This is a genomic window from Psychromonas saccharinae (genome assembly GCF_051201515.1).
Taxonomy (GTDB): domain Bacteria; phylum Pseudomonadota; class Gammaproteobacteria; order Enterobacterales; family Psychromonadaceae; genus Psychromonas.
This window is the reverse complement of sequence record NZ_CP195153.1, coordinates 3,314,316-3,340,455: the sequence shown is the minus strand read 5'-3', so window position 1 is coordinate 3,340,455 and position 26,140 is coordinate 3,314,316. Positions and strand designations below refer to the sequence as shown.

Below are 26,140 nucleotides of genomic sequence, written 5' to 3'. Positions count from 1 at the left end.
ATGTTAGCTATTTCGTTACATAAAAATCAATAAAGTTAATCAGTGATAAGCTGCCATAAATGATAGCGGCAATGATAATCATTGCAGAAAGTAATTTTTTGATGGTGGCTTCTTTATTACCGACAATCCCAGGGTTATGAAATAGAGAAGAAAATCGCTTTTTATTTGCTAAATAGAAAAATAATGAAAAACCAAATATCATAAGCGCATCGAATTGCATAAAAGTATTATCGGTTTTCCTACCCACCTTGAATAATAATATCCCTAGCGCGACCATTAGCATATATGTTCTTAACCAAGCAAGGGCGGTACGTTCTGGTTGAAGACCGGGATCTCTATTTTGTGGAATCATAGTAAAATCGCAATGATAATAATGGTAGTGAGGAAAATAACAATCCCACTAATGATTTTTAGGAATTTTGTATAGCTTAATTCACTGTTATTGCGCATTGCTCTTTCATTCGAAGCCCATCGTCTATAGGCAAAAAGAGCGAGTAGGCCAGAACATAGGCAAAGAAATGTTGAGAGAAAAATACGGATTAATGGGTTTGCTAATTCAGGCGTTAATTGATCGATAGCGATAGCGCCCGCAAGTAACGCCATTGCGGTTCTAATCCATGCGAGATAGGTCCTTTCATTGGCAAGTGAGAAACGATAATCAGGGGCTTTGCCGAGACTGCGCCAATTTGTTTTTACTCTTTTAGTTTTTAAAGTCATATCGCTACTTATTTATATCAGATAATTAATATTAGTTTGAAAAGAGTAGTGTTTGGAAATGTGAAAAAATGGTTTTAATAGATTTTATGTGAGTTTCTGTTGTAATGCAAAAAAGGCGAATGGTAGTTAACCATTCGCCTCAAGCTGTTTAAAAGTGGGGGCAGCTTAAAAGGTTATTCAGCTGTTTTTTTGGCTAAATCAATGTAAATTTCACGCAGTTTATTTGAAATTTTACCCGGTTTTCCATCACCAATCATAACGCCATCTATTTCAACAACAGCAAACACAAAGGTCGTTGCAGAGCTAATAAATGCTTCTTTTGCTTGGCGTGCTTCTTCCGGTGTGAAAAGGCGCTCTTCAATTTTAATATCTTCTTTTTCAGCAAGTTCTAATAGCGCTTTACGAGTAATCCCGTGCAAAATATCATTGCTTAATGGACGTGTTACCACAACATCATCTTGAGTAACAATATAAGCATTATTTGAACTACCTTCGGTAATATAACCATCTTCAACTAACCAAGCATCATCTACATTTTTATCATGTGCAGCTTGTTTTGCCATACATGGTGCAAGTAGGCCAACGGTTTTAATATCACGACGTTTCCAGCGAATATCATCTAATGTGATGACTTTCATGCCGGTTAATGCTTTTGGTGAATCAATAACTTTACGTGCTTGGGTAAATAACACTAATGTTGGTTTTACATTTTCAGGGTAACCAAAATCACGGTCGCCTGCATTCCCACGGCTTATTTGTAAATAAATTGCACCTTCTTCCATGCTATTTTTTTCAACAAGTGCACGTTGTGCTAGTGTGATCTCATCAAGTGAAACAGGTAATGCAATTTGTAATTCATTACATGAACGTTGTAAACGTGCCATATGACCATCGTTATCAACTAATTTTCCATTGACTACGGCTGTGACTTCATAAACAGCATCAGCAAATAAAAAGCCACGGTCAAATATAGACACTGTCGCTTCACTTTCTTTTAAATATTCACCATTTAGGTATACGGTACGTTCCATCATTTATTCCTTGTAAAATAGCAATAGTGAATGCTATTGCTTATAAATAATTAGTCGCTAGCCCCAAAGGCTGGCAGGAAAAACTTTCATTAAACTGTCATCAAATTCAATTGGGCTTTCTCGGTCTTCTGCAAGCAGTAAAGGACCATCGAGATCAACAACATCAACGCCTTGAGCAACCATAAATGCAGGTGCCATTGCTAGTGATGTTGCAAGCATACAGCCGACCATTACTTGTAAACCGGCTTCTTCTGCTTCTTTTTTCAATGCAATTGCTTCGGTTAGCCCACCCGTTTTATCAGTTTTAATATTGATCATGTCATAACGACCGATAATATGTGGCAAACTGCTGCGATCATGGCAAGACTCATCGGCACATAACGTGATTGGTCTTGGAAGACGAGCCAGTGCTGAATCATTATTTGCAGGCATTGGTTGTTCAATCATTTCAACGCCAAGCTTGACCAATTCAGGGACAAATTTCAGATATTGTGCTTCGTCCCAACCTTCATTGGCATCAACGATAATACGTGCATCGGGTGAACCTTCACGTACTGCTGCAACACGTTCGATATCACCTTCTCCTGCAAGCTTAAGTTTAAGCAACGGGCGATGTGCATTTTCAATTGCAGCTTGTTTCATTTTTTCGGGAGTATCTAGTGATAGCGTAAAAGCCGTAATTAACGGCTGTGGTTTAGCGACCGATAAGTACTCCCAGATTCGATGACCTGATTTTTTACATTCTAAATCCCAGTAAGCACAATCAAGCGCATTTCGTGCAGCGCCTGCTGGTAACAAAGACTGCATTTGTTGACGTGTTAAACCATTTTCAATTTTTACTGCAAGTGGTGCAAGTTCAGCAAGTACCGACTCAATCGATTCGTCGTAACGTGCGTAAGGTACACATTCACCCCGTCCTACATATTCGCCTTGGCGTAGCTCGACAACGACCACTTTGGCATGGGTTCTGCTACCGCGAGAGATGGTGAACGTACCGCGAATAAGGAAGCTTTCATCAAATAGTTTAACTTTCATCATCGTATCCTTAGATTTTCTTTAGTTCATCAACAATGCGGCTCATACCTTCACGGAATGGGTCAACAGCAGGAAGACCAAATTCAGCTTCAATGTCTGCAAGTAGTGTGGTTGCTTCAGCATCTGTTAATTTTGATGTGTTGACTGAAATACCAACAAATTTAACCGCAGGGTTAACGACGCGTGCAAAGGTAAGGTTTAGATCCATACAAGTTTTTAGATCTGGCAAAGAATAAGTTGGTAAACCACGCATGGTTGTACGTGTTGGTTCGTGACATAGAATTAATGCATCGGCTTGTGAACCGTGAATAAGTCCGGCTGTTACACCTGAGAATGAAGCATGGAATAATGAACCTTGACCTTCAATAACATCCCAGTGATCAGCATCGTTAGCTGGAGAGATAGTTTCAACTGCACCCGCAATAAAGTCAGCAACAACTGCATCAACACTCACACCTGAACCACTGATGAGAATACCTGTTTGACCCGTTGCACGAAAGCTCACGTTCATGTCTTGCGCTAGCATCTCTTTTTCAACAGCAAGGGCCGTGTACATTTTACCTACAGAACAGTCAGTACCAACCATTAATACACGTTTACCAGTACGTTCTAGACCACTTGCAACGGGGAATGTTTGGGTTGGGAAACGTACATCAAATAATTGGCGACCTAGTTTGTCTGCCAATGTTTTAAGTTCTGGGATGTCGTTTAATTTATTGTGTAGACCTGCTGCTAAATCAAAGCCAGCTTCAAGCGCTTTAACTAAAATAGCAATCCATTTATCTGAAATGATACCACCACGGTTGGCAACACCAATGACCAATGTTTTTACACCAGCGGCTTTTGCTTGCTCAATATCCATGTCAGTTAAGCCACAGTCCGCAACACAGTCTTCCATACGGAATTGACCTGCGCAATATTCTGGATGCCATTGTTTAATGCCTTGTGCAACTTTTGCTGCCAGTGGATCCTGTGCATCGCCTAAAAATAGCAGATAAGGTTTTTGAATTTCCATTTTATTTATTCCTATTAGTAGTAGGCCTAATCCCATTTGTTAATAAATGAGATTTATCAGTAAAAAGTAAGTGTTAATCTAACTCGCTGTTCACACAGTTAATCAGTTAGTGGTAGATATAACTGCAGCTTCTGTGCCAAGAATATATTTTATAATTTAGATTGGCAATACGTAAAATAAGCAGTAAATTATTGATTGATAAGTTATAAAATACGAAATGCCAGATTGCATTATTATTTCTATATTTGTTTGGTTTATTGTTCTGTGTTTTTGATGTTATTTGGTTTTTTATTCTCTATCGGTTGGTGGTTTTTTATTGCGTATTTTCGCTGTATTTTTGAAATATAATGTTTTTAATAATTTACTTTTAGTTTTATTTTATGTTTATGGGTAAATTACAAAGTAGACGGACTATAAATGTAGGTATTTTTAGATAAAAACACGCTATATTGCACCAGTTTTGGGCTTTTTTGCACTTTTTTGGTGCTAGGTGTGATTGGCTTTAATAAGGCTGTTTAAAACGATTAATACACTATTTAAACGATTTATTAATTTGGTATTAGATATTTGCTGTCTTTTTGCAATATAAATGAAAATATTTAATTTATATTGTTCTGTTGGTTTGTTTTTTGCTAGTTTATTTAACTATATAAAGTTGTGCTGTTGGGATGGTTTTATTATTATTTTTAATAGAACGAGAAAATTAAGCAGTATTAACGAGTAATATGGGGGAATTGTAAAATTTAGCCTCCTATTTCTAGCACCGCAATTAATAAAATAATACAGATAAAGGAAATACTATGTTAACAGCTGAAGCCGTGATTGATCTTGATGCTTTACAGTACAACTATCAGCTTATGCGCACTAAATCTCCCACTTCGAAAGTCGTTGCCGTTATAAAAGCAAATGCCTATGGTCATGGTGCTGTTGAGTTTGCTAAAGCGCTGCCAACAGCAGATGCCTTTGCGGTGTCACGTATTGGCGAAGCTATCGAATTACGTACTGCAGGTATTCCTCAGCCTATTTTATTGCTGGAAGGGTGCTTTTCTCCCGATGAATTGCAGTCTGCGGCAACATTGGGTTTTCATACCATTATTCATAATTTAAGGCAGCTTGAAGAATTAGAGCAAACGGATTTAAGCCAACCTGTCCAAACTTGGATCAAAGTGGACACTGGCATGCACCGTCTTGGTATTTTACCGGAACAAGTCGCCGATTATCATCAACGTATTAAAGACTCTGGTAATGCAAAGGAAGAGATTGGCTTTGCCAGTCATTTTAATTGTGCCGATGAGTTAGATAGTGACGCAACGGAACAACAAATAGCCGTTTTTGAACAAGCAACGAAACCTTTTTCTGGTCCTAAAAGTTTAAGTAATTCAGCGGGGGTTTTATATTGGCCTGCTGCGCATTACGATTGGATGCGCCCTGGTATTTCATTATATGGGATCACGCCTCGTGTTGACTCTACCGGCAAAGCGGAAGGTCTTCATCCTGTGATGACCCTGCAATCCAAATTGATTTCCGTACGTAAACATAAAAAGGGTGACCCTGTCGGTTACGGGAAAAAATGGGTTGCGTCGCAAGACACCTGTATTGGCGTGGTGGCAATGGGATACGGCGATGGGTATCCGAGAACGGCAGAAAGTGGTACACCGGTTTTAGTGAATGGGCGTCGAGCAGCGATTGCAGGTAATGTCTCGATGGATATGATCACCATTGATCTAGGGCCCGATGCCACGGATCAAGTGGGGGATCCTGTTATTTTTTGGGGAGAAGAGTTACCCGTTGAAGAAGTTGCATTACATGTTGGCACAATTGCCTATGAATTAGTCATTAAGCTGACTGCTCGTGTTAAGAAAACGTATATCCATTCAGGCTCATCTCAGCGTTAAAGGACAGACTATGCAACAATTACAAACAACCAAAGCAGCTTCATTGTGGTCTTATTTTTTAACAATATGTTCGATTCCACATCCCTCAAGACATGAAGAAGCTTTAGTTGCTTGGATTGTTAATTGGGCAAAAGAAAATAATATCGCTTGTCAGCAAGATGAAGTTGGTAATCTCATTTTACGTAAGGCTGCAACATTCGGTTGCGAACATAAAACCCCTGTTATTCTGCAAGGGCACCTTGATATGGTGCCGCAGAAAAATAACGACACGGTACATGACTTCGCGACGGATCCTATCATTCCACATATCGAAGGCGAATGGATGCATGCCAGTAATACAACCCTTGGCGCCGATAATGGTGTAGGTATGGCATCGTGCTTAGCTGTTTTAGCTGATGACACAATTAAGCACGGTCCATTAGAAGTCCTATTGACCACCAGTGAAGAAATTGGCATGGTCGGGGCTTTTGGTCTTCAGCCTGATACGTTAACCGGTAAAGTGTTGATCAATACGGATTCTGAACAAGAAGGTGACTTATATATTGGTTGTGCAGGGGGCGTGAGAGCCTATGTCGATCTGCCATATCAAACACTTCCTGCTTCGCCAAGTGAAGTGGCCTATAAAATTACCTTAAATGGTTTGAAGGGGGGGCATTCGGGTTGTGATATTCATTTACTTCGAGCTAATGCAATCACTGTATTAGCACAAACCTTAACTCAATTTAATGAATTACCGTTTAATTTAGCGGCCTTTGAAGGTGGGAGTTTACGTAATGCCATTCCGCGAGAAGCCTATGCGATAATCACCTGTGGCATACAATATAAACAACTGCTAGACCGTTTAATTATGAATGCGCAGGCAAGTTTAGTGGACCAATATCAATGTGTTGAAGATAACCTTCTCTTATCTCTTGGTTCATGTGCACTGCCAGAAACTGTATTAACATCCGAATCGAAAGAGCATGTTTTAACCGCCTTAGCCAGCTGTCCTAATGGCATCTTTGAAATGGATAAAGATCTTGAAGATATTGTTCAAACCTCAAGTAATCTAGGCGTGTTAAGCCAGCAGTTAAAAGATGGCGACCCCGTGTTCACCATGGAGATGCTCGTGCGGTCTCAGGTTGAGCAAGAAAAGCAACAATCTGTACAAAGAATATTTGATCATTTTAAGCAGTTCGGTGGTAATAGTCATAAAGAAGGGGATTATCCCGGTTGGAAACCGAATACAGAGTCAGCGGTATATCAGATAGTAAAAAGCCAATATAAAAAACTCTTTGATAGTGAACCAAATACTATGGTTATTCACGCGGGATTAGAATGTGGTTTGTTTAGCAATAAATACCCGCATTGGGACATGGTTTCCTTTGGCCCAACCATTAAATTTCCGCACAGTCCCGATGAAAAAGTACATATTCCCAGTGTTGATAAATATTGGCAATTGCTGGTGGCGAGTTTAGAGGCGATCGACTAATTGAATTATGTTGATGAAAAGGACCGTAAGTTGAGTAATTATTTTGATCAAGTTGCTGATAAATGGGATAGCAATCCATTAAAAGTAGAACGAGCAAAATTAACAGCTAAAAAGATTAAAGAAGTTAACTTTGGATCTTTTCATCGTTTGATCGATTTTGGAAGTGGTACAGGCTTGCTAGGAATGCAGTTAAGCGATGTATTTAACGAAGTACATTTAATCGATTCATCTAGCGAAATGTTAAATATTGCAAAGACTAAAATAAAGCAAGCAGGATTGTTGAATATTCAAACGCATGATGTAAACAGGTTATCGGCTCTTGCATTGAACTGTTCAGTCATTGCCACCTTAATGACATTACATCATGTCGAAAATATTTATCAGTTCTTTGCTGATGCATATAATACGTTAGAGGATAATGGCGTATTAATTATTGCAGATTTATATTTAGAGGATGGTTCATTTCATAAGCATAACCCTTTGTTTAATGGTCATAATGGGTTTGATATTTTAGTTCTATCCGATATTGCCAAACAGAATGGGTTTGTTGTTGATAGTGCTGAGACATATTATGAAATTTGGCAGGAAAATTTTGAAGACGTTCGTGTTTCATACCCACTTTTCTTTTTTGTGGCGAGAAAATAAACTGCAGATGTAATTATGTTTTGCGCTATAAATTGGGGGAAAGTTGAACGAAAAATTTCAATGTCTATATCTGATAACCGGTAACCGTTATCTTTTAGGTTGGAGCTAATATGCAAAATTTAATTATTGACGATTGGCTTGGATTTTTATCGGTACTTTGTATTGTTTTTTTGTGCATTGCGAGTATTGCATTTGGGTGATTCTTTACGCCTTAACGCTTGTAATAGGGAAAAAAGAAACAAGTATAATGCTTGATGATAAAGCAATTCTAAAACATGTACGAAGGCTTGATTGGTATTTAGCATTATTTTTAGTTGTTACAGTTTCAATGTTTTTTGTATTAGGTTGTGCTTTATATTTAATCGAATAATTAATATTTTAACTAACACTCATTTAATATAAATAATGAGTGTATCCCCACCCACAAATACCTGAACATTTTCCCGATTAAATAAATAATTAAGACCCAACCGAGATTTTAAAAAAAACTTGAGAGTAGGATGGTGCTGTATTGCACTGCGTCGCTTCTGATTGCTCAGAAGCTATTTCTTTTCTATTTTTATCGAGAGATCCTATGAAACAAGAAAATGTTTACCAGCCCTTTTTATTCTCAAGTTTTCAGCACAGTTTCAGTATCACATTAAGCGATTTAAGATGGAAAGCGTTCGAAAATCATGATTTTCTTGGCGATGGAGAAGATTGGACTTTATTGATGCAAAACTTTTTGTCGGAAAAGAACCCTGCGTTATTAGAAAAAATCACCTTCGGGGAAGAAACTCTGATGTTCTGTATTAATAGTGCAGATAAAGTCGCATTGCATGAAGTAGCAGAGCTAGTGTTTGCATTTTATGAAGACGATGCGCTATTAGATGCTTGTATTACACGCTATGCGCAATATGATTTTGTACCCGAATTAGCTTCATAATATTCCAACGATAATGAAGCTAACGGATAAATGAAGATAGCTTGTCATCGTCCTTAAGTTTATTTTTGGGTATTGACCATTTTATCGTTTTTATTTTTATTTATCCGTTTGGCATATCATCGACCTCGATCACGCCTAATATTATCTAAACTCAACAATCCTGCCTATTATTAATAGTTCTATTACCTCATTTTTATCTATAAGGAAGTTAACATGTCGAATCGACAAAGAGAGATAACCTTACGTTTTTTAGCTGAACCTAGCGATGTTAACTTTGGTGGTAAAGTGCATGGTGGCACAGTCATGAAGTGGATCGATTTAGCGGCTTATGCATGTTCTGCAGGCTGGAGTGGTGAATATTGTGTCACAGCTTATGCAGGCGGGATTCGATTTGTGGCGCCTATACATGTGGGTAATTTAGTGGAAGTGACTGCAAAGGTGATTTATACGGGGGCTTCTTCTATGCATATCGCATTAGATGTACAAGCGAGCGATCCGAAAGACTTAAACAAAGTATTAACGACGCATTGTATTGTTATTATGGTGGCCGTTGATACAGAGGGAAAACCGACCAAAGTCCCTGAATGGCTACCTATGGAAGCGGAAGATATTAAGCTGCGTGATTCGGCGATTAAACTCATGAAAATGCGTAAAGAAATTGGCAACGAAATGGAAATGCACGTGAAGTTACTGAAGTGATAGTGCATAGATTCGAATAGTTTGGATATAAAATGAAATTTATTGTATCGAATAAATATGAAGCCGCAGTAGATAGTATTAAACGTAATATGCTCTCGTTTTATGAAAGTGTCGGACTAGCATGGCACGATGAATTAAAATTGATACTTTATAGTGAATGTGCTCTCTTTGATATTGTTGAAGATGAAATAATCGTCGGCTTCTTTATGTCCTTAGATAAACTCGATGCTTATTATGTGTCTGAATTGCATATTGACGATATGCATCGTGGCAAAGGTTATGGGTCAAAAGCATTATTAAAAATTCGCACTCTTGCTGGCATTCAAGGTTATGACGTTGTTAATATTTCCGCCATTAAAGATAGTGATGCGCTAAGGTTATACGAAAAGTTAGATTTTAAACGTACAGGTGAAAAACGTTATACGATTGAACTTGTTGCGAGGATATTAAAGTAAACGGCTAAAATTAAAGAAGGAAATAATTGTGAGTTTGTCTGAAATAACTTTTTTTGAACGCTTTGAAACCGATATTTTATTAGGAAATAAGACAATAACAATTAGGGATGAATCGGAAAATGATTATACGCCAAACAGTATTGTTCAAGTCTCTACCTATGAAAATGGGCGCTGGTTTTGTGCATTAAAAATTAAATCGGTTAAGGCTATTAGGTTCAGTGAATTATCTAATTTTCATGCGCAACAGGAGAATATGACTCTTTCAGAGCTTAAAGATATTATTCACGATATTTATCCCAATGTAGAAAACTTATATGTTATTTCATTCGAATTGATAAAGTCATAATGAATAAAGTCTACCTTACGGTAAATCTGAGCGACGTTTATTTATCAATAAACCCATGTTAACTGGCTGGTGAGCTAGTTTAATCAATATAGGAATGATATAAATTGAACCCACTTATTGAAAAGTATATTAGCTGTCCCTATTGCGGTGAAACCATTGATATTTTAATCGATTCATCGGATTTGGATCAGCAGTATATCGAAGATTGCCAAGTGTGTTGTAAACCCATTACTTTTTTAGTTTCTGAAAGTATGAATGGTGATATGGAAGTACGTGTATACAATGAAGATGATATCTTTTAATCGCTCTCACTATACGTTATTTTAATTTTTTACATGCTTCTGTAGATTACTCAGGCTAGCAATACAACGCACACTTCATGTGACTGCGACACTGCGTGAGGCGCTGTGTGCTGCACGGAGAAAAGACTAAAACAATATGATATAAGCTAATTATTGCTTATTTTGTGCTTTTCTCTTTTAATTCGGTGTCCTCTGTGGTGCATTTTTAATGATTTTAATTTTTTTGTCTGCTTTACCTGAGTTAAGTACATAAGCATGATTTTTTATTTTCTTACTAGACAGATTTAACCTTGAATTTATAGACTAAAAAGCTTTTATGCTATAAATAAGTGATGTTTTGTTTATATTGATATTTGCAAGGTTTAGCACTAATAAACTTTATGCTCTACGCTTAAGCTAATTCAAATACTTATCCACCAATTAGAAGTAGCTTAAGATGATAATGACGATAAATAGACAACTTACTGTTTTAATGCTGCTTATTATATTTTTTTCTATTATTGTGGCAATCAGTACCTTTAAAGTTGCTAGCACGTCTAGATTAAATCAACTCAATAGCCAACACTTCAATCACCTTATTGAATTTAATGAGCTTATCACAATTAATGAAAAAACCATTCCTGATACCGATGCGCTTAAGGTAGTTGTTAAAATAATTCAAGACCAACCTGAAATGTGTGTTGCTATTATTGGGTCGATTGACCGATTTTTTATGCGTTTAATAGAGACTGGAAATATTTTTAGTATTTGTCAGAATGATATTGAACTCGCAGATGATTTTTTAAAAAGTATCGAATTATTTGAAGCAGGGATAATAACTGAATCTGAAATGAAGGCAGAAATTAATAGTGCCTATAATGGATTCAGAGCAAACTCGATCAATTTTATTGGACCTGTCGATAAACTCACAGATTTTATTGTGATTGCATCCAATACACTCATAGTGGTTTTGTCAATTGTATTTTTTCTATTAACGTTTGCGATTTCAAAATCAATACTAAACGTAGTAAAAATGATGCAAAGAAAGACTGAACAGTTAGCGATTAGTGAGGAAAAAAACCGTTTTATCGCGAGTAATGATATGTTGACCGGATTGCCTAATCGGCATGCTCTTGACATGAAAATCAAGGATAAAATTTCGACAGTCGGTAATCAGAAGTTTGCTATTTTTTGCATTGATCTTGATCGTTTCAAAGATATTAATGACACAAGAGGGCATGCAACGGGAGATAAATTATTAATTAGCATTGCGAAACGTTTGTCAGAAATTATGCGAAAAAATGACTTGGTATTTCGATTTGGTGGTGATGAATTTGTTGCTATTGTTAATTATTCAGAGTCGATTGATGGAATTTATTGCATTGCTAGGGCATTAGTAAAAGCTATTTCAGAGCCCATCTGGTTAGGTAAATCTGATATTTATCTTACTGGGAGTATTGGTGTTGCCGTTTACCCAAATGATGCAAAAGACGCTGAATCTTTAATTAAATATGCTGATACGGCAATGTATGAAGCGAAAAAAAAGGGAAAGAATCAGTATCAATTTTATCAACAAACATTCAGCAAAGAGCAGATACGTCGTTTATCCTATGAATCACAATTACGCACTGCCATTGAAAAAGAACAATTAAGTGTTGTTTATCAACCAGTGGTGAATTTAAATACTTTTGCAATACAAGGTACAGAAGCATTACTGCGCTGGCAGCTCGACCAAGATACAATCATTCCTCCTGATGTCTTTATACCGATTGCGGAGTACTCAGGGCAAATTGTTGAAATAGGTGAATGGGTGTTGAGAGAGGCTTGTCGTCAAAATAAACTATGGCGAGATAGTGGTGCTACAAACCTTAATATTGCCGTTAATGTTTCACCTTACCAATTGTTTAGTCCCAACTTTTCTAAACTAGTTCAAGATGTTATGTCAGAATTTGATATTCCACCTTATTGCCTTGATCTTGAAATAACAGAAAGCATGACGATTGCTGAAAATCCCTGTATTTTAAAAACATTGAACGAACTATCTGAAATGGGTGCCAGGTTGTTAATGGATGATTTTGGCACGGGGTATTCATCTTTGAGTTATTTAAGAAAGTTACCCTTTGATATCTTAAAAATAGACAAAAGTTTTGTTAGTCATTACGATGCAATTGCCTCAACCATTATTGTAATGGGAAAACAATTAGATATGAAAGTGATTGCCGAGGGTGTTGAAACACAAGAGTGTCTAGACATTCTTTTACAGCAACGGTGTGATTACGCTCAAGGATACTTTTTCCAACGTCCTATTTTACCCGAACAGCTTGATATATTTAAAATATATAACAAATAATCTTTGCTTCAGGGCATATTTAGTTATCATGTTATTTTCTGTTTTTACCTTCAATTGTGTATTGTATAAGCTCGATAAAAGGCTGAAATAGATATAGCCAAGTTAAATAGGCTATGATTTGAAATAGATATTCTCCACGCTTCATTATAAATGACTTATCCTCTCTGAAACTTTAATTAATATGTATTAATATATGCTTTCAATTCAAGGCGTTCTCGCTTTAAATACATTAAAAGGACTTAGCTGTTCTATTTTTATTTTTCCTAACGACAACAGGAGTTGATATATGGAAAATCAGAGGGATGTACTTTCTGAGTCTGAATCTCAACGGGCGCATTGGCGAACCGTGTTACATGAAATTATTTTCGAGGCGGATACGCCGCTTGGTAAAGCATTCGACATTTTACTCATTGCGAGTATTTTAATTAGTGTCCTCGCTGTCATGTTAGACAGTGTGCAAGTTGTCCAGTTAAATTTTGGTAATTGGTTGTATGGGATTGAGTGGTTTTTTACCATCATTTTTACCCTTGAATATATTCTCAGGCTATTGTGTGTTGGCAAGCCATTCAAGTACGCCATTAGTTTTTATGGCATTGTTGATTTGTTGGCCATTATCCCAACGTTTGTGAGTTTGTTTATCCCCGGAAGTCAGTACTTTTTAGTTATTCGTATTTTACGTATTCTAAGAATATTCCGTATATTAAAGCTTGCTCCTTATCTTGGCGAATCTCGATTGCTTATGAAAGCACTGCGCGCGAGTAGTCGTAAGATCATTGTGTTTATTTTTACGGTCATGACATTAGTGGTTATTTTTGGTTCGATTATGTACGTCATTGAAGGCGGTAATAATGGCTTTACCAGTATTCCTCGTAGTATCTATTGGGCGATTGTGACACTTACCACGGTTGGTTATGGCGATATTTCACCACAAACCGTACTAGGACAAAGTGTCGCTTCGATGGTGATGGTTACTGGGTATGCAATTATTGCAGTGCCCACCGGGATTGTGACCGTTGAAATGTCTAAGGCATTTGCTCGTCCAGTTTCCACTCAAGCTTGTCCTGAATGCAGTGCGGAAGGGCATGATGTTGATGCTCGCTATTGTAAATATTGTGGTGCAGCGTTGTAATGTTTACAGCGTTTTATACATGAGACTTTTGGGGGGTTGGCTATAGCCAATCTGTTATGCAAAGCATCATGTAGTTCTAAAATAAATTTAATAGGTTATATTTTATTTATTATGTAATTAATTAGTGTTTTGGGGGGAAGTTAGCAAAGGGTAATGCACTTGTTGGGCCAATGGTTATGATACCAAGTACCTGAAGTGTACCGACAAAAATGCCAATTAAAGCTAATGTTAATAGGACTAATACGACTATATTCATATTATGCCCCCATCCTCTCATAAACACTGATAAGCAGGCTGCTAAAGCAAAAAAAACAACTTGAGAAATTAAAGGTTGCACCACATTTGATAAGATACTCATGGTACCAAACCACAGTAAGACGACGTAAATACCACCCAAAAACCAAAACGTTGCCATTTTATTGTCCTTCTTCTGGCTCAAAACGATAGACTGTACGGGGATCGAAAGGGCCACTACCATACATTTTTTTACTCACATTTCTGATGGTATATACTTTTCCAGCCCAAGGATCACAAATGATACAGTTTTCACCCCATTCTAATGGTTTGTCGAAGGAGCTATCAAGTTTTCTACCAATAACGACAAATGCGTGATCTGCATTGGTTCGAGTCATATATTCAAGTGGTGCTACTTTTCTATCATGTAACCAAAAAAATGCAATTGCAGCTTGCTCTCCACAATTACCACAACCAGCTATTAATGCTCGTCGAGCCATTTCACGTAATTGTTCAAGCCGAGGAGATGGGTATGGCGATTTTCTTATTCTCGCTACACAACTCCCAGATGTTTCCGCTGCAAAAAGACTTGCGAATTTATCTGACCATTTATTATCAGCGCCAATTGTCATTTTAGACTCAACATAAGTGATTGCTTGCTGAGCAATACCTAAATTTCTCGCGTTAGTTGTCATAATGATTCAATATTCCTTATTTAGATCATTTTAAAATAAATTTAAATTGTAACTCTTAAGTGAATGATAAATCAAAAAATTATTATGAATAATGAGCGTTTATGCTATTTCATCTGTTATCTAAATATTAAATCCTCCGTATAGACACTTGAGATTTAGAATGTGTATTTTTTAATTAATACATTTTACAAATAAAGTGAGACTTATATACCCGTTACCATTCAAGATGCAGAAATCAGCAAGACGAGAGGTGAGCAGATTCTAGGCATAAAGGTGAAGATCTAACGGGTTAAATCGAGACTTTATAACAACGAAGATGTTTGCCTCTCGTCTTGCCCTGCGGGTCACTAGCTCGAACACCAATACTGCGTTATAACATTCGATAAGGACTAGCCATTGTCATCATGTTATGCCTTGCCTTGGTATCCGAGCTAGTGACTGATAAACGCATCATGATTGGTAACGGGTATATTAAGTGCTTGCATTCCAGTTTTGTATGCAAGATTATTAGGCCATTGTCAGCCTAGCCATGTTCAAAATTGAATTTAGGTCTAGTTGTGGCCTAGGTTCAGACAATAATCAATCTAAAGGATTAAAAATCTATGTCACAACAAAACATGTTTCGTCGCTTCATCAATCGTTATTTAATTGATGGGCTCAGTGGCATGGCGCTTGGCCTTTTTTCTACCTTGATTGTCGGCCTTATTGTTAAACAGATTGGATCTGGTGTGGGCGGTCACATTGGAGGGATGCTTATTCAAATTGGTAGCCTGGCTTTAATTACTACGGGGGCAGGAATTGGAGTGGGTGTGGCGCATAAGTTAAAAGCGCCTAATTTGGTTGTCTATGCATCGGCGGTAACGGGGATGTTTGGAGCCTATGCCGGAAAAATATTAGCAGGTAGTGTATTGGTTGGACCTACGGTTCATCTTTTAGGACCGGGCGAGCCATTGACCGCTTTTCTGGCGGCGATTGTTGGGATTGAAATGGGACGATTAGTGTTTGGTCGTACCTTGCTTGATATTCTTATTACGCCGATCGTGACCTTAGTCAGTGGCGGTGTTGTTGCTATTTTTATTGGTCCTGCGATCAGTTCATTTATGGCGTATCTTGGTGACATCATTCTTTTCGCCACCCAACAACAACCTTTTAGTATGGGCGTAATCATTTCTGTCTTGATGGGAATATTTCTTACTTTGCCTATTAGTTCTGCTGCAATTTCTATTATTTTAGGGCTTAAGGGCATTGCGGCAGGCGCTGCTACTGCTGGATGTGCTGCTCAAATGATTGGTTTTGCCGTCGCAAGTTATCGTGAAAATAAGGTTAATGGTTTATTAGCGCAAGGTTTAGGTACATCAATGTTACAAATGCCTAATATTGTTAAAAACCCCAGAATATGGATCCCTGCTATTGTCGCGAGTGCGATTACAGGTCCAATCGCGACGGTTATTTTTGCCATGGAGAATAATCCGAGTGGTGGTGGAATGGGCACGGCGGGGTTGGTTGGTCAAATAATGACGTGGAATACGATGGTCGGTTCTGAAAGTTCGACTGTTTTACTTATCAAAATTGCCCTCACGCATTTTATTTTACCTGCCATTATCGCTTTAGGTGTATCCGAATGGTTACGCCGTATTGGCTGGATAAAGCTAGGTGATATGAAAATCAATTCTTAGTTTATATCGTTATTTTAATGACGAGTGCTATTATCACTGCACTCGTTAACCTACCTACTGACAATATGCTCGATTATTAATGCTGCATATTATACCAATCGTAATAATTATCTGATCTATTTTGCTGGTTAAAATAGTTTATTTCTTTGTTGAAAGTTTCGTTAAGGGAATAACCTATTTACATCAACTTTCGCCTCAAACTTAACCATTTTTCCTGCGCAAAATTTAGAACTTATATTGAATACTATTGATATTACATTTATCAGCTACTCGAATGTATGCTAATTCAAGGTGTTACATCATCAATCATTAAAAGGTTAACTGTATTTTTTCTGTGATCAATGCCTAATGTGAGATGTGTTTTTTTTGGGTTTATGTATGATCTTTTGATTTAGATCATGTAGACTATTTTTAATCGGTGTATGCGATGTCCGTTTCTTGTCTGTTTTCCCCATTAAGGCCGTTTATATTTGAGCTCACAATCAAAAAATCAGTCAATTTTTAGTCGATTAAGTTTGAATGGGCGTCTTGTCTTTATAGAACAGGCATTCTTTTCTGTATTGGTTATGTTAATTATCAATACAGTGATGTTATTTAATGGTTTTTTTGAAGATGTTGGTGAGTTAAATAATTTATTACTGGAAGGGCATTTTGTAGAGTCTATTGCCGTTAATGTTTTATATTTATTGATGCATTCTTCATTCTCTGAACAATGGCTAATTGGTTTATGCTGGTTAATTTTTCTTATTTTTCCAGTGCGTCGAGCCGCTGTTCGTTCACAAAAAATAGCCTCTGCTTTTTGTGAAAAATTGCAATCTTTTATTTCTTTTAACTACCATGGCTGTCGTGCTCCTCCTCAAGTAAATGGTTGAATATTACCAGTAGTTTAGCCGTTTTAGTCGTTTACTCATCTTTGTTTATGCGCTTGGTTTTGCTGCTTTGTTGTGCCTGATATTCAATCAACCTCCCTTTATTTCTTGATACCTTTAATCTGCTTTATTGCGTGTAAAGGTGATTCGAGAAAATTCTATACAGTTGTTTTTAAGGCTTTATAAAACAACACATTTCAACACTTTAGGTTAGTAGGATGGTCCTTTGTTTATTCGAAACCTTTGTAAAATAGCGTTAGCCAGCACAGTACTGATTTTGTCAGGGTGTAAAGGCGGCGTACTTGACCCAAAAGGGATGATTGCCGCTGATGAGAAGAATTTAATCATCATTGCAACAGGTCTTATGTTGTTGGTCGTTATTCCCGTTATTGTGATGACATTGTATTTCGCTTGGAAATACAGACATACGCAAACCCATGAAATTTATGCTCCAAAATGGGCCCATTCAAATAAAATTGAAGCGATAGTCTGGGCTGTTCCAATTGTTATTGTGGTTATTTTGAGTGTTATTACATGGCAATCAACCCATCGACTTGATCCCTATAAACCGATTGAAGGGAAAGGGAAACACCTGACCGTTGAAGTTGTTTCATTAAATTGGAAATGGTTATTTATTTATCCTGAGCAGGGCATCGCAACGATTAATGAATTGGTCTTTCCTACCCATGTTCCCGTTGAATATAAAATTACTTCAGAAAGCACCATGAATTCGTTCTTTATTCCGCAATTGGGTAGTCAAATATATTCGATGGCCGGGATGGAAACGAAGCTTCATTTAATTGCAGATGAGCCTGGGACATTTCAAGGATTTTCTTCAAATTATAGCGGCTCAGGGTTCTCTGGTATGAAATTTGATGCGATTGCAACTCCCACTCAAGCGGATTTTGATAAGTGGGTAAGTAAGGTGAAAGCTGATAATCATAAACTCACCAAAACGAGTTACTACGAGTTAGCTGAAGAAAGTGAAAATAACCCCGTTGCCTATTACGGCGATGTCGAAAAAGGGTTATTTCACACCATTATTATGAAGTACATGGGCGCCTATGGTGACATGAATAAAATGGATCATGCTATGGGTGAACATACGATGGATAAATCGATGATGAATGTAAATTCAGCACATCCCTCTATTAGTCAAGGTGAGGAATAACAATGTCGTTATTAGGTAAATTTTCTTTAGATGCAATCCCTTTTCATGAGCCGATTATCGTCGGTACGATGATTGGTATTGTCGTTGTTGGTTTGACCGTTTTAGGGCTTATTACAAAATATCAAAAATGGGGTGTGCTTTGGCGTGATTGGATCACCTCGGTTGATCATAAGCGTTTAGGTGTCATGTACATCTTTTTAGCGTTGATTATGTTATTTCGTGGTTTCTCCGATGCGATTATGATGCGCTCTCAATTAGCCTTAGCGACCAATGGTGCGCCTGGTTACTTGCCCCCAGAGCATTACGACCAAATATTCACTGCACACGGTGTCATTATGATCATCTTTATGGCTATGCCATTTATGATTGGTTTAATGAATATCGTGTTGCCATTGCAAATCGGTGCGCGTGATGTTGCTTTTCCCTTTGTCAATAATTTGAGTTTTTGGTTCACGGCAAGTGGTGCGATTTTAATTAATATGTCATTGGTTTTTGGTGAATTTGCAAGAACAGGTTGGGCTGCTTATCCGCCACTTTCTGAACTCGCATTTAGTTCGGGGGTGGGCGTTGATTATTATATTTGGGCGTTGCAAATATCGGGGTTAGGCACGCTATTGACCGCCATTAACTTTTTAGTGACGGTCTTTAAAATGCGTGCACCGGGCATGAGCTTAATGAAAATGCCGGTTTACACTTGGACATGTACTTGGGCCAATATTCTGATCGCTGCTTCGTTTCCGATTTTAACTGCCGTTTTAGGTATGTTAACCCTTGACCGTTACCTCGGCTTTCACTTCTTTACTAATGAAGCGGGCGGTAATGCGATGATGTACATCAACCTATTTTGGGCTTGGGGACATCCTGAAGTATATATTCTCGTATTACCCGCTTTTGGTATTTATTCTGAAATTATTTCCACATTCGCCGGCAAGCGTTTATTTGGTTATAAATCGATGATTTATGCTAGTGGCGCAATCTCTATTCTCGGCTTTATTGTGTGGTTACATCATTTCTTTACGATGGGCTCAAGTGCCAATGTGAATGCCTTTTTCGGCATGATGACCATGGTGATTGCTGTACCAACGGGCGTTAAACTATTTAACTGGTTATTTACTATTTTCCGTGGGCGTTTACGTTTTACGGTACCGGTTTTATGGACATTGGGCTTTATGGTGACTTTTACCATTGGTGGAATGACCGGCGTATTACTGGCTATACCTGGGGCAGATTATGTATTGCATAATAGTTTGTTCTTAATTGCTCACTTCCATAATACGATTATTGGTGGTGCAGTCTTTGGTTACCTCGCTGGTTTTGCCTATTGGTTCCCGAAAGTGATGGGCTTTAAACTTAATGAGCGTTTAGGGAAAGCCTCATTTTGGTGCTGGATTATTGGTTTCTTTGTTGCCTTTATGCCGCTTTACGTCTTGGGATTCTTAGGGATGACACGTCGTTTGAATCATACCAATAATCCCGATTGGAATATTTGGTTGTACATTGCCGCTGGTGGTGCAGCGATTATCATGGTGGGCATTATTTGCCAAGTTGCACAATTGTATGTGAGCTTTAGAGACCGTGAACCACTTGATGGAAAAGCTGGCGATCCGTGGAATGGTCATACCTTGGAATGGGCGACAATGTCTCCGCCACAGGCCTATAACTTTGCTGTTATTCCACAGGTTGAAGATATTGATGCTTGGACAGACATGAAAGAAAAAAGACGAGCTTATCAAGGTCAGGCAAGCTACGAACCTATTCATATGCCGAAAAATACAGCCGCAGGCGTGTTGATTGGGGCGGCTGTCACGGCATTCTGTTTCGCAATGATTTGGCATATTTGGTGGTTAGCCATTGTTGGTCTGGTTGGGTCAATCGGTATTTTTATCGCGCGTTCTTATAATCGAGATGTTGACTATTACGTACAACCAGAAGAGATAGAAAAAATTGAGCATGCCTATCAATTAACAGGCGGTTCGATGACAAGTAAGGAGTTAAATGCATGAGTACATTAACTATCACTGCCAATTTACAGACTAATCACTCCCATACCGAAGTGAGCCATGACGATCACAATGCAGGTAATAATACGGTTTTTGGTTTTTGGTTATATCTAATGACCGATTGCCTATTGTTTGCCTCATTTTTTGCGACCTATGCGGTGTTATTTAAAAACACGGCGGGCGGTGTTTCAGGTAAAGATATTTTTGAACTCAATTTTGTGGCAATCGAAACGGCTGCGTTATTGGTGAGTAGCTTGACCTTTGGTTTTGCTATGTTGGCGGCACAGACCCAGAAAAAATCACAGGTTTTATTTTGGTTAGCGGTGACCTTTTGCCTTGGTGCGGTGTTTATCGGGATGGAGTTATATGAATTTACGCATCTGATTGAACATGGGCATGGACCACAACAAAGCGCGTTTTTATCTTCATTTTTTGCATTAGTCGGATTACATGGTTTACATGTGACTTCTGGGCTTGTTTGGATGTTGATTATGATGGGAGAAGTCTCAAAACGTGGACTTGGTAAACCGACCGTGGCGCGCTTAAGTTGCCTAAGTTTATTCTGGCATTTCCTCGATATTGTCTGGATTTGTGTTTTTACCTTGGTGTATTTATTGGGAGCAATGTAATGAATAATAGTCAAACAGCAAACGTAACTGAGCAACACGATGCGTCTCATGGCAGTGTTAAGGGTTATTTGATTGGTTTTGCGCTGTCGATTGCATTAACCATTATTCCTTTTTATATCATTATGAGTGGTGATTATGCGAAGGAAACGGCCGTTTGGAGCATTGTGATTTTAGCGGTGGTGCAAATTTGGGTGCAATTGAAATTTTTCTTACATCTTAATTTTATTACCGAAGAAGGGCGAGCGAACAGTTTTTCATTTTTATTTAGTCTGCTGGTCATCGTGATGGTTGTTGGATTGTCGATTTGGATTATTTACGAGTCCAACGCAATGATGATGTATTAACCGGCTTTATAAAGGAACTAAAAGATGTTACGACGTTATTTCAGTGTCACTAAACCCGGCATCATTATGGGGAATCTTATTAGTGTGACCGGTGGGTTTCTACTTGCCTCTCGTGGCGAGATAGATCCCGTGTTAATGGTAGCAACCCTGGTTGGCTTATCCCTTGTGATTGCTTCGGGCTGCGCGATTAATAATGTTATCGATCGAGATATTGATATCATTATGGCGCGTACTCGTTCACGGGTGACCGTCACCGGAGAAGTGTCTGCGTCAGCGGCTTTATGGTTAGGACTTGTATGTGGTGCATTGGGGTTTGGGATGCTTATTGCGTTTACAACACTGACTGCTGTTGCCTTTGCTGCCTTTGGATATGTTATCTATGTCGTGGTTTACAGCCTGTACATGAAGCGTCATTCCATCTACGGCACGCTGGTGGGGAGCTTATCAGGAGCCGTGCCACCGGTAGTGGGGTACTGTGCAGTGACCGGTCAATTTGATTTGGCCTCATTAATTTTATTAGTGATGTTCAGTTTATGGCAAATGCCACATTCCTATGCGATTGCTATTTTTCGGTTTGATGATTATCAATCGGCAAATATACCCGTATTACCCGTTGCACAAGGTATCGCAAAAGCCAAGGTTCATATTGTGCTTTATATTGCCGTTTATGCCTTAGTCGTAATGCTATTACCTATCAATGGCTATACTGGCGCCGCTTTTATGGCCGTCGCGTGTGTGACCAGTTTCTGGTGGTTATTGATGGCATTGCGAGGTTATCGTCGTCATATTGATATTGCTCGATGGGCGCGTAAAGTGTTCGCTTTTTCGATTGTTAATATTACCGCGATGAGTATTGCCATGGCCGTTGATTACCAAGCGATAACGCCGCAGATATTAGTGTTGAATTAATTGACTTAACGGTTCGATTAAAAGGGGCTTGGGTATATTATTCAAGCCCTTTTTTTATTTTTTTAATTAAATTGATTTGATCATTTCAGTAATTTGTTTATATGTATTTTCCCAGTCGACATAATCAACGCCAATGGGGATGATTTCACCTTTGAAGGCTAAAGCCAGTGAAGGAAAACCTTGAATTGGTAATTGACGGGTTGTAGTCAGTTCTTCCATCAATTGCTGGTTAACCAGATCATCTTCTAACTGTTGTTCAAACCAAGCTTTATCAAAACCAATCTGTTCAGCAAATGTACCTAATGTATCGATTAAAGAGGGGTTTTTGGCCTGTAGGTAATATCCTTGTTGAATCGCAAACAGCATTTCTTTCTCTTTTCCCTGACTACGGGCAATTAAACATGCGCGACAAGCTGGGTAAGTCGAACGTTGAGGTTGGCATTTGGCCCAAAAATCAAAATTAAATTCAGTGCCTAACTTGGCTTGAATATTACGCCAAACGCCCTGTAACATCTGTTGCATTTCCATGGCCATTGGCACATCAGAATCTGGTGCTAATCCACCTAGCTGATAATGTATTTCAATATCCTGTGACGCCAATGCCTCTGATAGTTTTAACCAGGTTTCACGGTAGCCCCAACACCAACTGCACATCGGATCGTAGACATGATATAAGACGGGTTTTTCCATTGTTGACTCCATTGGTTTTATATTCTTATCTACTGTGCATTAATAAAATACGATTAGCAACAATCCCTTATATCGATTTCATCCTTAATAAGGTAATGTTAAAGCAGTTTGTCCTAGGTTAGCCAGTTTGAAAATAAATAACTGTTTTTATCTTGCCCATATTTATAAATAAGATTGAGAAATTCATGAAAGAATATCAAGTGTACTTGTTCGATATGGACGGTACGTTAGTTAATTCAGAGCCTTTAAAGGGCAAAGCACTCTCTCTTGCTTGCCGTGATTATGGTGTCGAAGTTGATGTTGATTTGTATAAAGACGTTATGGGAGAAAGTTGGACTATTGTGACTCAATATTTTTTTAAACATGGCAATATCTCTCCTGAACTTGATGCGTTTAATCGATATTTCCGAGGACATTATGAGCTGTTGTTAGCAGAGAATATATCTCTAATAACGGGAGTTAAACCCTATATAAAAGCGTTGAAAGATGCCGGGAAAACCTGCGGAGTAGTCAGCTCTGCTGCGTCTTGGATGGTCGACAATATTCTACAGGCAACGGGACTTGATGATGCCTTTGATGTCGTTATTACTCAGGAAGATGTTACCAAGCATAAACCGGATCCTGCCGCGTACCATTTAGCGTTGGCAAGACTGAATGCTTTACCTGAAAATACGCTTATTTTTGAAGATTCTAACGCCGGAGTGTTAGCGGGGAACGCAAGTGGCTGTGATGTCATTGCTATTCAACATGCTTTTAATGGCAACAATGATTTGAGTTGTGCTCTGAAACGAATTGAGAGTTATGAGCAGGTCTCTATTTAGCTTTGTTTTATTGATAGGGATATCGTAAGTGGAAATAATATTAATTCGACATGGGAAGCCGACTGCTGCTAATAATCCAAGATTATCTGCATCGGGTTTTGCTGAATGGGTAGAACGTTATAATCAATCTGATATTGATCCTAGTTCTTTACCACCAAAGGGATTAAATTGTTCCCTAGAGGGATATTTTATTGTCACGAGTCAACTACCTCGAGCGATTGATTCTGCGGAAATATGTTTGAATAAAAAACCAGATTTAATATTATCGCGATTAAATGAAATGCCACTGCCTTGTTATAACTTTCCTTTTATCCTAAAAGCCTACACTTGGCTTGTGATTCATCGTATTTTATGGATGTTGGGGATAAGTGGTCGCGTTGAATCTTTCAAAAGTGCCAAAATTAGGGCCAAAAAAGCGGCAATACAATTACACAAACTTGCCATCGAACATAAAAAGGTTGCTGTTTTCGGACACTGTCTGCTCAATAAATATATTGCTAAAGAGCTAACGAAATTAGGTGCCAATCAGACCATAAGCGGAAAAGGATTTTGGTCTGCTATTCGGCTAACATTTAGCTGATTTATATCGTGATGGCAATGGGTATTGATAATCCAAATAAACACTAAATTATAGGAATGATTGTGAAAAAAGAAATAGATAAGCTAGCTTGGTTGTATATTCAAGACGGGAAATTATTAGTTGCCCGCTCAAAAAATAAAACGCTATTTTATATACCGGGTGGTAAACGCGAAGTCGGTGAATCCGATGAGCAAGCCTTGATCCGAGAAGTAAAAGAGGAAATATCAGTCGATTTAACACCGGACAGTATTAAGTTTGCAGGTGTATTTAAAGCGCAGGCCGATGGCCAACATAATGGCGTTGTGGTGAAGTTAACTTGTTATTACGCTGATTTTGACGGTCAGCTTTCTCCCGCTGCGGAAATCGAAGAAATCGCTTTTATTGGATACGATAATAAGCATCGGTGCTCGTCGGGAGCAATTCAAGTGATAGATTGGCTAAACAAAGAAAATGTCATTACATAGAGGATTAACATGAAATGTAAGCTTGTTGATGTCTTTACTAAGCAAAAAATGTCGGGTAATGGATTGACCATTTTTTATGATTATGATGTGTTAAGTCAAAACAAAATGCTTTCTTTAACTCAAGAAATGCGTCAGTTTGAATCTATTTTTGTTTCTGAAGTATTGAGTAAATCCTCCGTTAGGGCAAAAATATTTACCGTAGAAGAAGAGCTAGATTTTGCGGGCCATCCCATTATTGGTTTAGCGGGGCATTTACATGAGGAATCGGGCGATGTTAATCCAAGAACATGGCAAATAGTCTTAAATAAAAAATCAGTGAAAGTGAAAACCAAAAAATCAGGCGATTATTTTTATGCTTCAATGGCGCAGGGTAAACCTGAATTTATTAGCATACTCAGTGAAAATGATAAACACGCAGTGCTCCGCGCATTGAATTTAACCTCGGAAAACCTAGCCGATTACCCATTGGAAGTTATTTCAACGGGATTACCTTATTTAATTGTGCCCATCATCAGCGGCATTGAAAAAGCGCGCATTTTACTCCCTAATTTTGAAGATTTATTAGCTAATTTCGGTGCCAAATTTGTTTATATTATTGATATTGGCAATTTTGAAGGCAGAACATGGGATAATTTAGGGGCTGTGGAAGATATCGCGACGGGCAGTGCGGCGGGGCCAACAGCGGCCTATTTGACTAAGCATCAGTTAGCATCGGTAAATAAACCGATTATTATTTCACAGGGACGGTTTTTAGGCCGAGACAGTGAGATAGAGGCCTATGTTGAAGCGAAAGACAATGTGATTACTAATATTTGGATATCAGGTGATGTTGCTAAGGTTGCGAATATCGATTTTGTTTAGGGTCTGTTTATCTTTCGTCGCCGTTCCTGCTGGAGGCTATTTTTTACTCTGGCAAGGCGGAAAATTTAAGTAATAGCCATCTATAGTTAACATTTGACAACGCAATCAGAGTAAAAAAGAGCCCCAGCCCTTCGGGTAGTGCCTAAAAATCACTCACTCTGTGTTGCTCAAAGCTTATTTAGAATGACTAAACCTCACTTTTC

At 38.2% G+C, this 26,140-nt stretch carries 29 protein-coding genes; 21 read left to right on the top strand and 8 right to left on the bottom strand.

Features of this window, described 5'->3' with window-relative positions:
- Positions 1 to 7 precede the first annotated feature (7 nt).
- From ACR30L_RS14985 to dgcN, 5 genes are all read right to left on the bottom strand, one after another.
- Positions 8 to 352 carry a DUF202 domain-containing protein gene (locus ACR30L_RS14985; RefSeq protein WP_435235051.1) on the bottom strand — a complete coding sequence of 115 codons (345 nt, stop codon included), beginning with the start codon at positions 350 to 352 and terminating at the stop codon, positions 8 to 10.
- Positions 349 to 717: a YidH family protein gene (locus ACR30L_RS14980; RefSeq protein ID WP_435235050.1), complete on the bottom strand. Its 369-nt coding sequence runs from the start codon at positions 715 to 717 to the stop codon at positions 349 to 351. The genes ACR30L_RS14985 and ACR30L_RS14980 overlap by 4 nt, the downstream gene beginning before the upstream one ends.
- Before the next feature lie 173 nt (positions 718 to 890).
- Entirely contained in the window at positions 891 to 1,748 is an 858-nt protein-coding gene (locus tag ACR30L_RS14975; protein ID WP_435235049.1) for a D-amino-acid transaminase, read from the bottom strand.
- A gap of 57 nt (positions 1,749 to 1,805) precedes the next feature.
- Positions 1,806 to 2,783 carry an N-acetyl-D-Glu racemase DgcA gene (gene dgcA / locus ACR30L_RS14970; protein ID WP_435235048.1) on the bottom strand — a complete coding sequence of 326 codons (978 nt, stop codon included), beginning with the start codon at positions 2,781 to 2,783 and terminating at the stop codon, positions 1,806 to 1,808.
- 10 nt (positions 2,784 to 2,793) lie between these two features.
- Positions 2,794 to 3,798, bottom strand: coding sequence for an N-acetyltransferase DgcN (dgcN, locus tag ACR30L_RS14965; RefSeq protein ID WP_435235047.1), 1,005 nt, complete (start codon positions 3,796 to 3,798; stop codon positions 2,794 to 2,796).
- An 800-nt stretch (positions 3,799 to 4,598) separates the two neighbouring features.
- On the opposite strand from dgcN, the gene alr reads away from it, so the two are divergent.
- The 10 genes from alr (at position 4,599) to ACR30L_RS14915 (ending at position 13,994) form a co-directional block, all read left to right on the top strand.
- On the top strand, positions 4,599 to 5,693 hold the full coding sequence (gene alr / locus ACR30L_RS14960; RefSeq protein ID WP_435235046.1) for an alanine racemase: 1,095 nt from the start codon (positions 4,599 to 4,601) through the stop codon (positions 5,691 to 5,693).
- Positions 5,694 to 5,703: 10 nt separating this feature from the next.
- Positions 5,704 to 7,164 carry an aminoacyl-histidine dipeptidase gene (locus ACR30L_RS14955; protein WP_435235045.1) on the top strand — a complete coding sequence of 487 codons (1,461 nt, stop codon included), beginning with the start codon at positions 5,704 to 5,706 and terminating at the stop codon, positions 7,162 to 7,164.
- On the top strand, positions 7,165 to 7,809 hold the full coding sequence (locus ACR30L_RS14950) for a class I SAM-dependent DNA methyltransferase (protein WP_435235044.1): 645 nt from the start codon (positions 7,165 to 7,167) through the stop codon (positions 7,807 to 7,809).
- A gap of 574 nt (positions 7,810 to 8,383) precedes the next feature.
- Positions 8,384 to 8,734, top strand: coding sequence for an Imm51 family immunity protein (locus tag ACR30L_RS14945; RefSeq protein ID WP_435235043.1), 351 nt, complete (start codon positions 8,384 to 8,386; stop codon positions 8,732 to 8,734).
- A gap of 213 nt (positions 8,735 to 8,947) precedes the next feature.
- Positions 8,948 to 9,433 (top strand): acyl-CoA thioesterase, encoded by a 486-nt coding sequence (locus ACR30L_RS14940; protein WP_435235042.1) that lies wholly within the window; start codon positions 8,948 to 8,950, stop codon positions 9,431 to 9,433.
- 32 nt (positions 9,434 to 9,465) lie between these two features.
- Complete coding sequence (locus ACR30L_RS14935) at positions 9,466 to 9,888, top strand: GNAT family N-acetyltransferase (protein WP_435235041.1); 423 nt, start codon at positions 9,466 to 9,468, stop codon at positions 9,886 to 9,888.
- Between the two features lie 28 nt (positions 9,889 to 9,916).
- Positions 9,917 to 10,234 carry a N(4)-acetylcytidine aminohydrolase gene (gene yqfB / locus ACR30L_RS14930; protein WP_435235040.1) on the top strand — a complete coding sequence of 106 codons (318 nt, stop codon included), beginning with the start codon at positions 9,917 to 9,919 and terminating at the stop codon, positions 10,232 to 10,234.
- A gap of 104 nt (positions 10,235 to 10,338) precedes the next feature.
- A complete protein-coding gene (locus tag ACR30L_RS14925) occupies positions 10,339 to 10,536 on the top strand; it encodes a CPXCG motif-containing cysteine-rich protein (RefSeq protein WP_435235039.1) in 198 nt (65 codons plus the stop codon).
- A 442-nt stretch (positions 10,537 to 10,978) separates the two neighbouring features.
- Positions 10,979 to 12,865 carry a putative bifunctional diguanylate cyclase/phosphodiesterase gene (locus ACR30L_RS14920; RefSeq protein WP_435235038.1) on the top strand — a complete coding sequence of 629 codons (1,887 nt, stop codon included), beginning with the start codon at positions 10,979 to 10,981 and terminating at the stop codon, positions 12,863 to 12,865.
- A gap of 286 nt (positions 12,866 to 13,151) precedes the next feature.
- Complete coding sequence (locus ACR30L_RS14915; protein ID WP_435235037.1) at positions 13,152 to 13,994, top strand: ion transporter; 843 nt, start codon at positions 13,152 to 13,154, stop codon at positions 13,992 to 13,994.
- 121 nt (positions 13,995 to 14,115) lie between these two features.
- On the opposite strand, the gene ACR30L_RS14910 is transcribed toward ACR30L_RS14915, so the two are convergent.
- Both ACR30L_RS14910 and ACR30L_RS14905 read right to left on the bottom strand, forming a co-directional pair.
- A complete protein-coding gene (locus ACR30L_RS14910) occupies positions 14,116 to 14,409 on the bottom strand; it encodes a hypothetical protein (protein ID WP_435235036.1) in 294 nt (97 codons plus the stop codon).
- Position 14,410: 1 nt separating this feature from the next.
- On the bottom strand, positions 14,411 to 14,923 hold the full coding sequence (locus ACR30L_RS14905) for a hypothetical protein (RefSeq protein ID WP_435235035.1): 513 nt from the start codon (positions 14,921 to 14,923) through the stop codon (positions 14,411 to 14,413).
- Between the two features lie 602 nt (positions 14,924 to 15,525).
- Between ACR30L_RS14905 and ACR30L_RS14900 the strand changes: the two genes are divergently transcribed.
- From ACR30L_RS14900 to cyoE, 7 genes are all read left to right on the top strand, one after another.
- Positions 15,526 to 16,599 (top strand): PTS transporter subunit IIC, encoded by a 1,074-nt coding sequence (locus ACR30L_RS14900; protein WP_435235034.1) that lies wholly within the window; start codon positions 15,526 to 15,528, stop codon positions 16,597 to 16,599.
- A 470-nt stretch (positions 16,600 to 17,069) separates the two neighbouring features.
- A complete protein-coding gene (locus tag ACR30L_RS14895; RefSeq protein ID WP_435235033.1) occupies positions 17,070 to 17,471 on the top strand; it encodes a hypothetical protein in 402 nt (133 codons plus the stop codon).
- 223 nt (positions 17,472 to 17,694) lie between these two features.
- Positions 17,695 to 18,639: a ubiquinol oxidase subunit II gene (cyoA, locus tag ACR30L_RS14890; RefSeq protein WP_435235032.1), complete on the top strand. Its 945-nt coding sequence runs from the start codon at positions 17,695 to 17,697 to the stop codon at positions 18,637 to 18,639.
- Between the two features lie 2 nt (positions 18,640 to 18,641).
- Complete coding sequence (gene cyoB / locus ACR30L_RS14885) at positions 18,642 to 20,642, top strand: cytochrome o ubiquinol oxidase subunit I (protein WP_435235031.1); 2,001 nt, start codon at positions 18,642 to 18,644, stop codon at positions 20,640 to 20,642.
- Positions 20,639 to 21,268: a cytochrome o ubiquinol oxidase subunit III gene (gene cyoC / locus ACR30L_RS14880; RefSeq protein WP_435235030.1), complete on the top strand. Its 630-nt coding sequence runs from the start codon at positions 20,639 to 20,641 to the stop codon at positions 21,266 to 21,268. The genes cyoB and cyoC overlap by 4 nt, the downstream gene beginning before the upstream one ends.
- Entirely contained in the window at positions 21,268 to 21,612 is a 345-nt protein-coding gene (gene cyoD / locus ACR30L_RS14875; protein ID WP_435235029.1) for a cytochrome o ubiquinol oxidase subunit IV, read from the top strand. The genes cyoC and cyoD overlap by 1 nt, the downstream gene beginning before the upstream one ends.
- 24 nt (positions 21,613 to 21,636) lie before the next feature.
- Positions 21,637 to 22,521 (top strand): heme o synthase, encoded by an 885-nt coding sequence (cyoE, locus tag ACR30L_RS14870; RefSeq protein ID WP_435235028.1) that lies wholly within the window; start codon positions 21,637 to 21,639, stop codon positions 22,519 to 22,521.
- A 66-nt stretch (positions 22,522 to 22,587) separates the two neighbouring features.
- Here the strand turns inward: cyoE and ACR30L_RS14865 are convergent, their stop codons facing one another.
- Entirely contained in the window at positions 22,588 to 23,211 is a 624-nt protein-coding gene (locus tag ACR30L_RS14865) for a DsbA family protein (RefSeq protein ID WP_435235027.1), read from the bottom strand.
- A 185-nt stretch (positions 23,212 to 23,396) separates the two neighbouring features.
- Between ACR30L_RS14865 and ACR30L_RS14860 the strand changes: the two genes are divergently transcribed.
- The 4 genes from ACR30L_RS14860 (at position 23,397) to ACR30L_RS14845 (ending at position 25,937) form a co-directional block, all read left to right on the top strand.
- Positions 23,397 to 24,032 (top strand): HAD family hydrolase, encoded by a 636-nt coding sequence (locus tag ACR30L_RS14860; RefSeq protein ID WP_435235026.1) that lies wholly within the window; start codon positions 23,397 to 23,399, stop codon positions 24,030 to 24,032.
- A gap of 28 nt (positions 24,033 to 24,060) precedes the next feature.
- Positions 24,061 to 24,612 (top strand): hypothetical protein, encoded by a 552-nt coding sequence (locus ACR30L_RS14855; RefSeq protein ID WP_435235025.1) that lies wholly within the window; start codon positions 24,061 to 24,063, stop codon positions 24,610 to 24,612.
- Between the two features lie 62 nt (positions 24,613 to 24,674).
- Positions 24,675 to 25,076, top strand: a complete 402-nt coding sequence (locus ACR30L_RS14850; protein WP_435235024.1) for an NUDIX hydrolase — start codon at positions 24,675 to 24,677, stop codon at positions 25,074 to 25,076.
- A 9-nt stretch (positions 25,077 to 25,085) separates the two neighbouring features.
- Positions 25,086 to 25,937, top strand: a complete 852-nt coding sequence (locus ACR30L_RS14845) for a PhzF family phenazine biosynthesis protein (RefSeq protein ID WP_435235023.1) — start codon at positions 25,086 to 25,088, stop codon at positions 25,935 to 25,937.
- Positions 25,938 to 26,140: the final 203 nt, after the last annotated feature.